The sequence below is a fragment of the Formosa haliotis genome (assembly GCF_001685485.1).
Lineage (GTDB): Bacteria > Bacteroidota > Bacteroidia > Flavobacteriales > Flavobacteriaceae > Formosa > Formosa haliotis.
Window position 1 is genome coordinate 1,976,007 of the sequence record NZ_BDEL01000001.1, and the last position, 13,514, is coordinate 1,989,520.

Below are 13,514 nucleotides of genomic sequence, written 5' to 3' on the forward strand. Positions count from 1 at the left end.
CGTGATATATCAATTTATTTCGTATTTTTGACAAACAAAACACACTCTTAATCAAGAAGATATATATGGTTCAACAGGTTACAAGAGGCATAAAAATCTCGGTAGAAACTTCTTTTGAAGGTACATTTTATAGAAATTATAAAATACAGTATGCCTTTGAATATAAAGTTACTATAGAAAATCAAAGTAAAGATTCAGTACAGCTAAATGCGCGTCACTGGACTATACTTGATGCCTTAAATAATGTTGAAATTGTTTCTGGCGAAGGTGTTATTGGCTACAAGCCTGTTCTTAAACCTGGCGAGTCTCATTCTTACAAGTCAGGCTGCATGCTAACCTCTCCTTTTGGCGCTATGCGCGGTTTCTACAATATGGTCAACTTAAATAATACCAAAAAATTTAAAGTCATAATCCCTACTTTCAAGTTAAGTGCTCCGTTTGCTATAAATTAGAACACATTAACTTTCATTTCAAAATTTTCCATCCTTCTTTTTATATTTTGCTTCTTTATTAAAAGACTGATATTTCCCCCTATTTTAACGAGTTTTTAGGACATTCTAAATCTAGCAACCAAGATAAATATTGTACCTTTGGTTCTAATTTAACAAACTCAATAAACTTATATTATTATGGGAAAAGGATTTTTTAACACACCAATTGCCATTAACGAACCTGTAAGGAGTTATGCTCCTGGATCTCCAGAACGCGAATCTGTTTTAGCGGCTTACAAGGAACTTTTTAATAGCAAAGTTGATGTACCTCTATATATTAACGGAAAAGATGTAAAAACTGGAAATACCAGAACGATGTCTCCTCCGCACGATCACAAACACGTGGTTGGTCAATATCATTTAGCTGAAAAATCTCATGTAGAAGATGCTATTGCAACTGCTCTTGAAGCTAGAAAAGCATGGTCTCAAATGCCTTGGGAACACAGAGCAGGAATTTTCTTAAAAGCAGCCGAACTTATTCAAGGTCCTTACCGAGATAAAATTAATGCTGCAACCATGATTGCACAATCTAAAACAATACATCAAGCAGAAATTGATTCGGCTTGCGAATTGATAGACTTTTTACGTTTTAATGTACAGTTCATGACAGACATTTACCATGAACAACCAGAAAGTACAAGCGACGCTTGGAATAAAATTGAATACAGACCTCTTGAAGGATTTACATACGCAGTAACACCTTTTAACTTTACAGCAATAGCAGGAAACTTACCAGCTTGTATGGCTTTAATGGGAAATGTTGTTGTTTGGAAACCTAGCGACAGCCAAGTATATTCTGCCAAAGTAATTATGGATATTTTTGAAGAAGCTGGTGTTCCTCCAGGAGTGATTAACGTTGTTTTTGGTGATGCCGAAATGATTACCGATGTTGTCATGTCTAGCCCAGATTTTTCTGGATTACACTTTACAGGTTCTACACATATTTTTAAAGAACTTTGGAAAAAAATTGGGAACAATATTCACAACTACAAAACGTACCCAAGAATTGTAGGTGAAACTGGTGGAAAAGATTTTATTGTCGCACACAAAACAGCTAAGCCAAAACAAGTAGCTACAGCTATTGTTAGAGGTGCATTCGAATTCCAAGGACAAAAATGTAGTGCTGCTTCTCGTGCCTACATAGCAAAAAGTATTTGGGACGAAGTTAAAGACTATGTTATTGAAGATGTAAACTCTTTCAAACAAGGGTCACCAGAAGACATGTCGAACTTTGTAACTGCGGTTATTCATGAAGGTTCTTTCGATAAATTAGCTAAATATATAGATGAAGCTAAAGCTGCTAAAGATGCTGAAATTATTGTTGGAGGTGGATACGATAAAAGTAAAGGTTACTTTATAGAGCCAACTGTTATCTTAACAACAAACCCTAATTACACAACAATGAGCACAGAGCTTTTTGGCCCTGTAATAACCATATATGTTTATGAAGATGATGCCTTTAGCGAAACTCTAAAATTAGTTGACGAAACTAGTGAATACGCTTTAACTGGTGCCATTTTAGCACAAGATCGTTATGCCATTATTGAGGCTACAACAGCTTTACAAAATGCAGCTGGTAATTTCTATATAAACGATAAACCTACCGGTGCCGTAGTTGGTATGCAACCTTTTGGAGGCGCAAGAGCCTCTGGAACGAACGACAAAGCGGGTAGCCCACAAAACTTATTACGTTGGGTATCTCCGAGAATGATTAAAGAAACTTTTGTTACGCCTACAGATTACCGTTACCCATTTTTAGGTGAGTAAGAATCTGTAAAAATCATACACAAAAGCCTGTCTTACAACGAGACAGGCTTTTTTTTAAATTAAATATAATTTGGGTGTTCCTTTAAAAATCTGTTTCTTCGTTTTACAACAAATCCACGTTACATGAAAACTCTTCTATCCATTTTTAGTCTTATTTTAATAACAAGTTGTAATTCGAATAAATCGACAAACACCAAGGAGAGTTTAGCTTTTTATGTAGGTACTTATACTTCTAAAAACAGTAAAGGCATTTACAAATACGCCCTAAATACGGATGGAGTTTTTACAAAAATAGGATTAGTTGCCAAAACAGAAAACCCCTCGTTCTTAAGTTTTAGTTCAGATAAAAAACATCTTATTGCAGCAAATGAAATAGATCTTGAAGGCAGTGAATCCATCACCTGTTTTAGTATTAAAAACGATTCTTTAATACTAAAAAACAGCATTCCTTCTGGTGGCACCAATCCGTGTTTCGTTACTACAAATTCCGATAATTATGTGCTTGCTACCAATTATTCAAGTGGAACAGTAGCACTAGCAAGCTTACAAAATGATGGATTATTGACAAAGGTCTTAGATATTCAACAACATGACGGTAATGGCACCACAAGCAGACAAGAAGCACCACACGCCCACTCGGCTTGGTTTGAACCTAATAGCAACACTATAATTTCGGTTGACTTAGGAACCAACCAATTGTGGTTTTCTAAAATAGATTCAAACACCAAAGCCTTAAACCCTGTTGCTCCTTTTAAATTAGACATGGCAAAAGGTGCAGGACCAAGACATTTAACTTTTCATCCAAATAACAAATGGATCTATGTTTTAAACGAATTAAACAATACGGTCTCTCGGATAGAAAAATCACCGGACACCACATATCACGTTAAAGAAAGTATTTCTACGCTTCCAGAAAATTTTTCAGGCAACAATACAAGTGCAGACATACATGTTTCGTTAGACGGTAAGTTTCTTTACACCTCTAACCGAGGTCATAATAGCATTGCTATATTTAAAATCGATTCTACTAAAGGCTCTCTCAACCCAATAGGGCACGAATCGACAAAAGGTCTGGACCCCAGAAACTTTTCGTTAACCCCAAACAATAATTATATTGTTGTAGCCAACCAAAACTCCAATAATTTGGTAGCCTTTAAAAGAAATAAAAACGAAGGAACATTAATGTTTACAGACGAAATTAACGCTCCAACTCCGGTTTGTGTATTATTTGAATAATTAGGCCAAATACAATTTTGGAGGGTGCCTCTTTTTAGTTAATTTTGTGAATCACCTTATTAAAACAACTTCTAGCAAATAAATCGTTAATTAACACGTCTAAGATTAAATAGTATTCAGCTTTATAAAAACCCCATGTATCCTATGAAAACATTTTTATCTATTTTAAGTTTATGCTTAATTTTAAGTTGTAGTTCACATAAATCATCTTCAAAAAAAGCTGATAACTACTCTTTTTTTGTAGGAACGTACACCACAAAAGACAGTAAAGGCATTTACAAATATGCTTTAAACAAAGATGGTTCATTTCAGAACATAGGATTACAAGCTATTACCGAGAGCCCTTCATTTATCAGTTTATCTGCTAACAAAGATTACCTAGTTGCTGGTAATAAGCTAGACCCAAACCCAGGAAGTTTAACCGCTTTTGCTATAGAAGGTGACTCCCTTATTCTTAAAAACGCTATTACTTCTGGAGGTAAAAATCCGTGTCATGTGGCTATTAATAAGGATAATTATGTAATTGCAGCAAATTATGGCAGTGGAACTCTTGGCCTTTTTCATTTAAAAAATGATGGTCATTTAAGTAATTTATTAGATACCCAACAACATATTGGAAAAGGGACAACTAGCAGACAAGAAGGTCCTCATGCACATTCATCATATTTTGTTCCGAATAGCGATGAAATTATAACTATAGACCTAGGTACTAATGGTTTGTGGTTTTATAAAATTAACAAGGAAAATAATACCCTTCAACCTAATCAGCCTTTAATATTAAATATGGCTGAAGGAGCTGGCCCTAGACACCTAACCTTTCACCCAAACAACAAGTGGATTTACATTGTAAACGAATTAAATAATACCGTTACAAGAATAGAACGTTCAGGAGAAGGGCAATACGCTATTAAAGAAAGTACCTCTATTATTCCTAATGATTTTAAAGGAAGTACAGCTGCTGCAGATATTCATATCTCTTCCGATGGCAAATTTCTATACGCGTCAAATCGCGGACATAACAGCATTGCAATTTTTACGGTAAATGAAAAAAATGGCGAGTTAACCTCTTTAGGATTTGAATCGACACGAGGAGAAACTCCAAGAAACTTTTCTTTATCTCCTCATGAAGACTTTATAGTTGTAGCCAATCAAAATTCCGACAATTTAGTATCGTTTAAAAGAGATAAAAAAACAGGATTATTAACTTTTGCACACGAAATTAAAGCACCAACACCGTCTTGTGTCATTTTTGAATAATATTGACAAGCATCCATCTTACTAGAAAAAACTAGCCTTTATATTTTATAGGAAGGTGAACTATTTTTTTGGTTTCGAAAAATTCTTCATCAAAATAATCACTTAAATTATAAAGCGTTGCCGTTTTATAGTCTTGAAGTTCTTCGGCCAAATCGCCTCCTTTTAGATATATAATTCCGTTTTTTAATGCGTTTTGCTGTGTTTTAGCAATTTTACCTTTTGTCCAATGCACAAATGTAGGCATGGCTGCCACAGCTCTACTAACAATAAAATCGTAAGTATCGTCTATATCTTCAACACGGCTATGGGTGACTTTTACATTGGTTAATTCTAAACCTTCAACAACATCTGCAACCACTTTCAACTTTTTGGCAATACTATCTACCAAATGAAAAGAACACTCTGGAAACATTATAGCCAATGGGATTCCTGGAAATCCGCCACCAGTACCTACATCCATTAATTTAGTTCCTTCTTTAAATGAAATTAATTTGGCAATCCCCAAAGAATGCAGTACATGACGTAAATACAGTTCATCGATATCTTTTCTAGACACCACATTAATTTTTAAATTCCAATCCTGATACAAGCTTTCTAGTTTTTGAAACTTAGAAATTTGCTCTTCTGTTAAATCTGGGAAGTACTTTAAGATTAGGTCCATTTCATTTTATTTTTGGCAAAAATATACTTTTTAAAGCCATTTTTTTATGATTTAAATAAGAAGTTACGCCGCTTTATTAATTATCTTTGCCCAAAATAGCAACCTTCTAATTTTGTTGCTATTAAATAATTTATTTATGACTAAACAAATGTTATCGTTTTCACGTACAGATTCTGCAAAATTTTTCAGAACACTAAACAAACGTGTTAACGAATATTTTAAAGAGAACAACATTAAACGTACAGGAAACTGGAAATTATGGCTAAAAACAATAATCATGTTTACCATATTTTTAGCGCCTTACTTTTTAATTCTAACCTTAGATATTCCGCAATGGGCCCAACTTTTACTAACAATAGTTATGGGAATTGGAATGGCAGGAGTTGGAATGAATGTTATGCACGACGGAAATCACGGAGCCTTTTCGGATAAAGAATGGGTAAACCGATTAATGGGTAGTAGTATTTATATTCTTGCAGGTAATGTATATAACTGGCAAGTACAACATAATGTATTACACCACACTTACACCAATATTCACGGCCATGATGAAGATTTAGAAGCTGGACGGATTTTAAGATTCTCAAGACATTCTGAATGGAAATGGCATCATAAATTTCAACATTACTACTCCGTTTTACTTTACGGTTTATTAACTATTAATTGGGCCATTACTACCGATATTAAACAAATGAGACGCTATATGAAGCGTAAACTATCGTATGGAAAATTCCCAAGTCCAGTATTAAATTGGAGTAAGCTAGTTATTTCAAAAATAATATATGTTAGCATCTGGATTATAATTCCGATGGTCGTTTTAGACTTAGCTTGGTGGAAAATCTTACTTGGTTTTTTCATTATGCACTATACTGCCGGATTAATTTTAAGTGTTGTTTTTCAGTTAGCACATGTTATGGAAGATGCCGAAATGCCACTGCCTTCCGAGGATGGTACTATGAAAAACACTTGGGCTATTCACCAGTTAAAAACTACTGTTAATTTTGGTGCTAAAAGCAGAATTATAAATTGGTATACTGGCGGATTAAACCACCAAGTAGAACATCATATTTTTCCACATATTAGTCATGTACATTACACCAAGATTTCTAAAATTGTAAAAGAAACGGCTAAAGAATTTAATTTACCATACAACGAATATAAAACTACTCGTAAAGCTATTGCAGCTCACTTTAACTATTTGCGTGAAATGGGTATGAAACCAGCTTTACAATCTTAACTAACAGAATTAATTATTACATGAATCATCCACTTTCTGACAGAATTACCAGCCTGCCTGCATCGGCTACATTAGCTATGGCGGCTAAAGCTCGTGAACTAAAAACACAAGGCATCGATATTATTGGATTAAGTTTGGGAGAACCAGATTTTAATACACCAGAATTCATTAAAGATGCTGCTATTAAAGCGATTAACGACAATTTTAACTCATACTCTCCTGTAGACGGATATGTAGAGTTAAAAGAAGCGATTATCACAAAATTTAAACGCGACAACAATTTAACGTATACACCTTCACAAATTGTGGTTTCTACTGGAGCTAAACAATCTATTGCTAATATTGCACAGGTTTTACTTAACCCAGGAGACGAAGTACTTTTACCTGCACCATACTGGGTAAGCTACTCGGCTATTGCGACTTTATGTGAAGCTACTTATAAAGAAATCCCTTCAACCATTGATAATGATTTCAAAATAACTCCAGAACAGTTAGAGGCTGCTATTACGCCTAAAACTAAAATGGTATTTTTTAATTCGCCAAATAACCCAAGTGGAACTATTTATAGCGAAAGTGAATACCGTGCCCTTGCTGAAGTTTTAGAAAAACACCCTAACATTTTCGTTCTTTCTGATGAAATTTACGAACACATAAACTACGGCGAAAAACACTTTAGCTTTGCTGCCATTCCAAGTATGTACGACCGTACCATTACTGTTAACGGTGTTGCAAAAGCATTTGCCATGACAGGATGGAGAATTGGTTATATTGGAGCCCCAGAATGGATCGCTAAAGCTTGTACAAAAATGCAAGGACAAATAACATCTGGAACGAACTGTATTGCACAACAAGCAACCATTACAGCTTTAAACGAATCTCCTGAGCGCATTACCTATATGGTCGATGAATTTAAAGTGCGTCGTGATTTAATTCTAGATTTATTAAACGATATCGAAGGATTCAAAACAAATGTTCCTGAAGGTGCGTTTTATGTTTTCCCAAATGTAGCAGATTTCTTTGGAAAAACTTTAAGAGGAAAAACAATTAATAACGCTACAGACTTCTCGTTATACTTATTAGAAGAAGCTCACGTGGCTACTGTGACTGGCGAAGCGTTTGGAAACTCTGACTGTATTCGTATTTCTTATGCTGCTTCGCAAGAACAGATTAAAGAAGCTATGAAACGTATTAAAGCTGCTGTAACAGAATAAGCTTTAAACTTATTATAAAACATGAAAAGCCACATCTTAAACGATCGTGGCTTTTTTATGCAAAATAATAAAGTATACTAATTAAGAAAATTAAAAAGACAGACAAGACAACTATGCGTTTATTAAAAACATGATTATTCTCTTTATGAAGTTTCCGCTTTAGCTTATTTAATTCGGAGGCATTAGCATTGGGGGTTTTAAACTCTAGAGGTTTCTTATCTGTTCCGAATCCACCCATGGAGTCTTTTAACGATTTACGCTTTTTCAATAATTTCTTATTGTTTTTTAGCGACGTTATCATAGCTTGTGTAGCACCACCAAAACTCATTTGTCTATATTTTAATTAACAACCATTAATATAATGGAATTTAGCTAATAAAAATAATAATGAAAATAAGAAATACAGTTTGACCTCTCTAATTAAGGAGTATACTATTACCTGTTTCTCCAGAAAAATGGGGTTAGTAAAACTAGAACAGTAAAGAGTTCTAAACGACCAATTAGCATTAAAAAGCTACACCACCATTTTCCAATCCCTGGTAAGGCAGCGTAGTTTGTAACCGGACCAAAATTACCTAATGCAGGCCCAACATTCCCTAAACTTGACGCCGACAATCCAACTGCCGATTCGAAATTAATACCGAGCATAGAAAACCCTAAAGCACCTACAATAAACGATAGCATATACAAGATAAAAAACGCCAAGATATTAAAAACAATATCTCCAGAAACCGATTTGGTGTTATAACGAACGGGTAATACCGCGTTTGGATGAAGAGAACGTTTAAACTCCATAAATCCGTTTTTAATCGTAATTAAATGACGTACCACTTTTATACCTCCAGCCGTACTTCCTGCCGAGCCACCTAGAAACATGAGTCCGAAGAAAAAGACCACTAAAAAATGTGTCCATAACGTATAATCTGCAGACACAAATCCTGTTGTTGTAATAATAGAAAGTACTTGAAATAAACCATGTCTAAACGCACTTTCACCTTGCCCCCACACCATTGGATGCACAATAGTAGACATGTTTAAATCGGCTTTAAAATAAATAATTAAAGATACTATGGCCGTAAAAATAACTATAAACCAGCAATACAATTTAAACTCTTCATCTTTATAAATCTTAATAAACTTCCCTTTAAATGCAAAGTAACTAAGTACAAAATTAGCCCCTGCAAAAAACATAAAGAGGATAATAATATATTGTATAATAGGTTGATGATTCCAATACGCTACACTGGCATTTTTAGTAGAAAATCCTCCTGTAGAAAGCGTTGATAAAGCATGATTTATAGCATCGAAAAATGTCATTCCTGCTAACCAAAGCAGCAAGGTTTCCGCAACCGTGTACCCAAAGTAAATTAGCCACAACCGTTTTGCTGTGTCTGTAATCCGTGGATGCAATTTATCGGCACTTGGTCCAGGAGCTTCAGCCGCAAATAGCTGCATACCTCCTATACCAAGTAATGGAAGTATGGCTATAGCCAAAACAATAATTCCCATACCACCAATCCAATGCGTTAAACTACGCCAAAACAAGACTCCATGCGGTATAATTTCGATATCATGTAAAATAGATGCTCCGGTTGTGGTGTATCCAGACATGGTTTCAAAAAAGGCGTCTGTAAAACTAGGAATACTATGGGTTAAAAGATAAGGTAAGGTTCCCGATAAGGTCATGACTAACCAGCCAAAAGTTACTATAATATAACCTTCACGCTTATTCATTTCCTTTTTATGATCTTTAGTTGCAATCATAACAACCGCACCTAGCATCACAGGAATCATTCCGGAATAAAACAGTTTTATGGTAACTCCATCATCGTATAAAAGACTAACTAAAGCCGACAGAAGCATAAACCCACCGTTGAACAACAACAGTAATCCTAAAAGATGAAAAATAATTTTAAAATTAAGTTTCATAAGTTATAGAAATATTTTTTCTACCTGCTTAATCGCTTGTGGTAAACAACAAACTACCACCCGATCACCTTCCGTAATTCTAAAATCTCCTAAGGCTATAATTCCGTTATCGTTTCTAATAATACCTCCTATAATTGCTGAACGAGGAAAATCTAATTCCTTAATTAGTTTATTACAGATTAACGATTTAGATTTTACCTTAAACTCTAATAATTCGGCATGCATATTATTCAGTTTTGTCATTGCAATAACATCTCCTTTTCTAATATATCTAAAAATATTATTTGCAGCCAAAAGCTTTTTATTAATCAACGTATCAATTCCGATAGATTGCGATAGTTCAAAATAATCCATGTTTTCTACCAGAGCAATGGTCTTTCTAACATTTTTAGATTTTGCAACTAAACAGGACATAATATTGGTTTCAGAATTCCCTGTAACCGCAATAAAGGCATCCATATCGCTAAGGTTCTCCTCTTCTAATAAATCTACATTTCTCCCATCTCCATTAATCACCAAAACTTTAGGTAATTCATCGGCTACATCAAAAGCACGGTCTTTATTTTTTTCTATTAATTTTACACGCGTAGAAGAATTACTTAAATCGCGAGCCGCTTTAAAACCGATTTTACTTCCACCTAAAATCATGACGTTTTTAACTTCGGTGTTCGCTTTTCCTGTAAGTTTACAAAGCTCTTCGGCACCACCTTCCGAGGTGATAAAAACCACATTATCTCCCGCTCGAAAAACCGTATCTCCCCTTGGGATTATAGTATATTGTGTACCAAAACGCTGAATAGCAATTGGGACAAAATGAATTTCAGGTAAAATTTGGGCTGCTTCCTTAACAGTTTTTCCTACAAAACTTACAGATTTAGCAAGGTTTAACCCTACCATGGTTAAGGCCCCATCATCAAACTCATAACTATCTGTAAAGGCAGACTGATCGAGCAACAATTTAATTTCGGCAGCAGCTAAAGCTTCAGGAGAAATAAGTTCGTCTATTCCAAATTTAGTAAATCCAACTTCTTCCTTATGATTAATAAATTCGGTATTAGATATTCTTGCAATCGTCTTTTTTGCTCCTAATTGCTTAGCTAAAACACAAACCGTAATATTTGTAGTTTCAGAAGACGTTACCGCTATAACAAGATCGCTTTGAGACACTCTTGCATCCTTTAAAATAGAAATTGAAGTAGAATCGCCCTTAATAACTTTTATATCCAAATGCCTATCGGCATAAGTTAAACTGTCCTTATTAACATCTATTAAAGTTATTTCTTGAGCTTCGTAAGACAAAAGTTTTGCCAAATGAAACCCAACCTCACCAGCACCTGCAATGATAATTTTCATGTATGGAATTTCGTAAAAAGTACAACAAATATAAGGGAATTTATAATTTATGTCCACTTTTACATTTAATATAATTATTTGTTTCCAAGTTTCTTAATACATGGCGAATAACTTATATTTGCTGAAAATTTTAGGTTTGACAAAAGTAAATCCCTACAAAGACAGCGACTTAGGTAAAAAAGAGCAAGTCACAAAAATGTTTGATACTATTTCTGGCACTTACGACGATTTAAATCGGGTAATCTCTTTTGGTATTGATATAAAATGGCGTAAAAAAGTGGTTGAACTTGTTAAAAACACCAACCCCAACTCTATTTTAGATATTGCTACAGGAACTGGCGATCTGGCCATTAATTTAGCTGAAACTCAGGCCGAAAAAATAGTAGGATTAGATATTAGTCCTGGTATGCTAGAGGTTGGAAAACAAAAAGTAAAAGCTAAAAATCTGGAAGGTACTATTGAAATGATTTTAGGAGATTCTGAAAACATGCCCTTTGCTGATAACACTTTTGATGCTATAACAGTGGCCTTTGGGGTACGGAATTTTGAAACTTTAGAAAAAGGTTTATCCGAAATTCTACGCGTGTTAAAACCTAACGGAATTTTTGTTATTTTAGAAACCTCGGTTCCAATAAAAACACCTTATAAACAAGGCTACAAAATGTATTCTACTTATATGTTACCCATTATAGGAAAACTATTTTCTAAAGACAAAAGTGCTTATAAATATTTAAGCGATTCGGCTGCTGTTTTTCCTCATGGAGAAGCTTTGAACAATATTTTAAGAAAAATTGGGTTTATTAATGTTAAAGATTTTCCACAAACATTTGGAGTCGCTACCATTTATACATCATCTAAAGAGTAATATGAAAAAACTAGTTGTAATTGTATTTTTTATTCTGATTTCGCAATCGAGTTTTGCCCAATTATTTAGCCGAGAACGCATTTTAAATAACGAAAATTTTGATAAAGACAGATTTAGTTATGGCTACTTTTTGGGGTTTAACAGTTATGATTTTAATTTCGATTATAAAGCCGATGCTCCTAACGAAGAAATTCAAGTTGAAACAAGTTTAGGGTTTAATGTTGGGCTTCTAGGGAACCTAAGAATTAATGATTATTTCGATTTGCGTTTCGAGCCCGGATTGTATATTACAAATAGGAAATTACATTATTCTGAAAGTTATTTCCCCGATGATTTTACTCCGACCGATGCGGATTTGATTAGAGAAGTTAAATCTACATATATTCACTTTCCGCTTTTAGTTAAATTCTCGGCGAAACGACTAAATAACTTTAAACCCTTTGTAGTAGCCGGAGCTTCCATGTCGTTAAACTTAAACAGTAACGAAAACACACCAGGTGGTAATCACTCTGGACATTTTAGAATGGTAAAAAACACCTATTACTATGAAATTGGTGCCGGAATCGATTTTTATTTACGTTACTTTAAGTTCACCCCATCCATTCGCGGCGTATTTGCTATCAATGACGAATTAGTTCGCGACGATCCTGCAGAAGGTCCTAGTCCATGGACCGACAATATTGAGAGCATGAAAACACGTGGTATTTTTGTAAACTTTACGTTTCAATAGTTCGTCGTTTAAATTCGCTTAACAATATTGAAGTTGCTGTAGCAACATTTAAACTTTCGGTAGCTTTTAAATCTCCAAATCTCGGGATTGCTATTTTTTCAGTTATTAAAGCTTCTATTGGGGTTGAGATTCCGTTAGCCTCATTTCCCATTACCAAAATACCAGAATTAGGTAAGGTGTGTGTGTATACATTTTCACCGTCCATAAAAGCACCAAAAATAGGAACTTCAGCTTCTTTTAAGAAATATTCTAAATCTAGATAACTTATATTTACACGTGTTATAGACCCCATCGTAGCTTGTACTACTTTTGGATTAAAACAATCTACAGTTCCTTTATTGCAAATTAAATCCCGGATACCAAACCAATCGCACAATCGGATAATGGTTCCTAGATTACCAGGATCCCGAACATCGTCTAATGCCACACATAGTTGTGAAAGATCTATAGCTTTTGCCTTAGGGATTTCGAAAACAGCCAGTGCCTGATTGGGAGTTGTTAAAAAGCTAATTCGTTTTAAATCGGCTTCAGAAATTAGCGTTTCTAAAGTACTTTCAATATTAAAACTTTCTGTAGTATATAAATGTTGTAGTTTTAGGTCGGATTGCAACAATTCTTTAATTGTTTTTATCCCTTCTGCTACAAACAAATTCGACTCTACTCTATGCTTTTTAAGCTTTAATTTATTAATTAATTTTATTTGATTTTTTGATAACATTCAAATAATGTATTTTTGATTTTAAAAGCGACCTTTTACGTTTGCTTTAATACGATTGC

Annotated in this window: 13 protein-coding genes; 8 read left to right on the forward strand and 5 right to left on the reverse strand. The window is 34.4% G+C overall.

Features of this window, described 5'->3' with window-relative positions; all coding sequences use genetic code 11:
- Nucleotides 1–65: 65 nt before the first annotated feature.
- The 4 genes from apaG to A9D35_RS08030 all read left to right on the forward strand — a co-directional run bounded on the left by apaG (nucleotide 66) and on the right by A9D35_RS08030 (nucleotide 4,751).
- Nucleotides 66–452 (forward strand): Co2+/Mg2+ efflux facilitator ApaG/CorD, encoded by a 387-nt coding sequence (apaG, locus tag A9D35_RS08015; RefSeq protein WP_066221364.1) that lies wholly within the window; start codon nucleotides 66–68, stop codon nucleotides 450–452.
- A gap of 177 nt (nucleotides 453–629) precedes the next feature.
- Nucleotides 630–2,258 (forward strand): L-glutamate gamma-semialdehyde dehydrogenase, encoded by a 1,629-nt coding sequence (gene pruA, locus A9D35_RS08020; protein ID WP_066221367.1) that lies wholly within the window; start codon nucleotides 630–632, stop codon nucleotides 2,256–2,258.
- A gap of 123 nt (nucleotides 2,259–2,381) precedes the next feature.
- A complete protein-coding gene (locus A9D35_RS08025; protein ID WP_066221370.1) occupies nucleotides 2,382–3,494 on the forward strand; it encodes a lactonase family protein in 1,113 nt (370 codons plus the stop codon).
- 144 nt (nucleotides 3,495–3,638) lie between these two features.
- Nucleotides 3,639–4,751, forward strand: a complete 1,113-nt coding sequence (locus A9D35_RS08030) for a lactonase family protein (RefSeq protein ID WP_066225942.1) — start codon at nucleotides 3,639–3,641, stop codon at nucleotides 4,749–4,751.
- A 31-nt stretch (nucleotides 4,752–4,782) separates the two neighbouring features.
- Here the strand turns inward: A9D35_RS08030 and rsmG are convergent, their stop codons facing one another.
- Complete coding sequence (gene rsmG, locus A9D35_RS08035) at nucleotides 4,783–5,412, reverse strand: 16S rRNA (guanine(527)-N(7))-methyltransferase RsmG (protein WP_066221373.1); 630 nt, start codon at nucleotides 5,410–5,412, stop codon at nucleotides 4,783–4,785.
- Nucleotides 5,413–5,548: 136 nt separating this feature from the next.
- On the opposite strand from rsmG, the gene A9D35_RS08040 reads away from it, so the two are divergent.
- Nucleotides 5,549–6,649, forward strand: a complete 1,101-nt coding sequence (locus A9D35_RS08040; protein WP_066221378.1) for a fatty acid desaturase family protein — start codon at nucleotides 5,549–5,551, stop codon at nucleotides 6,647–6,649.
- A gap of 20 nt (nucleotides 6,650–6,669) precedes the next feature.
- Nucleotides 6,670–7,860 (forward strand): pyridoxal phosphate-dependent aminotransferase, encoded by a 1,191-nt coding sequence (locus A9D35_RS08045; protein ID WP_174545273.1) that lies wholly within the window; start codon nucleotides 6,670–6,672, stop codon nucleotides 7,858–7,860.
- Nucleotides 7,861–7,915: 55 nt separating this feature from the next.
- Here A9D35_RS08045 and A9D35_RS08050 read toward each other — a convergent pair whose 3' ends face one another.
- The 3 genes from A9D35_RS08050 to trkA form a co-directional block, all read right to left on the reverse strand.
- Nucleotides 7,916–8,188: a hypothetical protein gene (locus A9D35_RS08050; protein ID WP_066221380.1), complete on the reverse strand. Its 273-nt coding sequence runs from the start codon at nucleotides 8,186–8,188 to the stop codon at nucleotides 7,916–7,918.
- 107 nt (nucleotides 8,189–8,295) lie between these two features.
- Nucleotides 8,296–9,789, reverse strand: coding sequence for a TrkH family potassium uptake protein (locus A9D35_RS08055; protein ID WP_066221383.1), 1,494 nt, complete (start codon nucleotides 9,787–9,789; stop codon nucleotides 8,296–8,298).
- 3 nt (nucleotides 9,790–9,792) lie between these two features.
- Nucleotides 9,793–11,142: a Trk system potassium transporter TrkA gene (trkA, locus tag A9D35_RS08060; RefSeq protein WP_066221386.1), complete on the reverse strand. Its 1,350-nt coding sequence runs from the start codon at nucleotides 11,140–11,142 to the stop codon at nucleotides 9,793–9,795.
- Between the two features lie 100 nt (nucleotides 11,143–11,242).
- Here trkA and ubiE point away from each other — a divergent pair, with 100 nt between their 5' ends.
- Together ubiE and porT are read left to right on the forward strand one after the other, a co-directional pair.
- Nucleotides 11,243–12,007, forward strand: a complete 765-nt coding sequence (ubiE, locus tag A9D35_RS08065) for a bifunctional demethylmenaquinone methyltransferase/2-methoxy-6-polyprenyl-1,4-benzoquinol methylase UbiE (protein ID WP_066221389.1) — start codon at nucleotides 11,243–11,245, stop codon at nucleotides 12,005–12,007.
- A gap of 1 nt (nucleotide 12,008) precedes the next feature.
- A complete protein-coding gene (gene porT, locus A9D35_RS08070) occupies nucleotides 12,009–12,737 on the forward strand; it encodes a type IX secretion/gliding motility protein PorT/SprT (protein ID WP_066221391.1) in 729 nt (242 codons plus the stop codon).
- On the opposite strand, the gene A9D35_RS08075 is transcribed toward porT, so the two are convergent.
- Nucleotides 12,724–13,455, reverse strand: a complete 732-nt coding sequence (locus A9D35_RS08075) for an RNA methyltransferase (RefSeq protein ID WP_066221393.1) — start codon at nucleotides 13,453–13,455, stop codon at nucleotides 12,724–12,726. The two genes, porT and A9D35_RS08075, sit on opposite strands and share 14 nt — an antisense overlap.
- Nucleotides 13,456–13,514 lie beyond the last annotated feature (59 nt).

What these genes read in the sequence shown, in the direction of transcription:
- A9D35_RS08025 (WP_066221370.1), top strand. Translation starts at nt 2,382, where the DNA reads ATGAAAACTCTTCTATCCATTTTTAGTCTTATTTTAATAACAAGTTGT.
- A9D35_RS08045 (WP_174545273.1), top strand. Translation starts at nt 6,670, where the DNA reads ATGAATCATCCACTTTCTGACAGAATTACCAGCCTGCCTGCATCGGCT.
- A9D35_RS08040 (WP_066221378.1), top strand. Translation starts at nt 5,549, where the DNA reads ATGACTAAACAAATGTTATCGTTTTCACGTACAGATTCTGCAAAATTT.
- A9D35_RS08030 (WP_066225942.1), top strand. Translation starts at nt 3,639, where the DNA reads ATGAAAACATTTTTATCTATTTTAAGTTTATGCTTAATTTTAAGTTGT.
- pruA (WP_066221367.1), top strand. Translation starts at nt 630, where the DNA reads ATGGGAAAAGGATTTTTTAACACACCAATTGCCATTAACGAACCTGTA.
- porT (WP_066221391.1), top strand. Translation starts at nt 12,009, where the DNA reads ATGAAAAAACTAGTTGTAATTGTATTTTTTATTCTGATTTCGCAATCG.
- A9D35_RS08050 (WP_066221380.1), bottom strand. Translation starts at nt 8,188, where the DNA reads ATGAGTTTTGGTGGTGCTACACAAGCTATGATAACGTCGCTAAAAAAC.
- trkA (WP_066221386.1), bottom strand. Translation starts at nt 11,142, where the DNA reads ATGAAAATTATCATTGCAGGTGCTGGTGAGGTTGGGTTTCATTTGGCA.
- A9D35_RS08075 (WP_066221393.1), bottom strand. Translation starts at nt 13,455, where the DNA reads ATGTTATCAAAAAATCAAATAAAATTAATTAATAAATTAAAGCTTAAA.
- rsmG (WP_066221373.1), bottom strand. Translation starts at nt 5,412, where the DNA reads ATGGACCTAATCTTAAAGTACTTCCCAGATTTAACAGAAGAGCAAATT.
- ubiE (WP_066221389.1), top strand. Translation starts at nt 11,243, where the DNA reads ATGGCGAATAACTTATATTTGCTGAAAATTTTAGGTTTGACAAAAGTA.
- A9D35_RS08055 (WP_066221383.1), bottom strand. Translation starts at nt 9,789, where the DNA reads ATGAAACTTAATTTTAAAATTATTTTTCATCTTTTAGGATTACTGTTG.
- apaG (WP_066221364.1), top strand. Translation starts at nt 66, where the DNA reads ATGGTTCAACAGGTTACAAGAGGCATAAAAATCTCGGTAGAAACTTCT.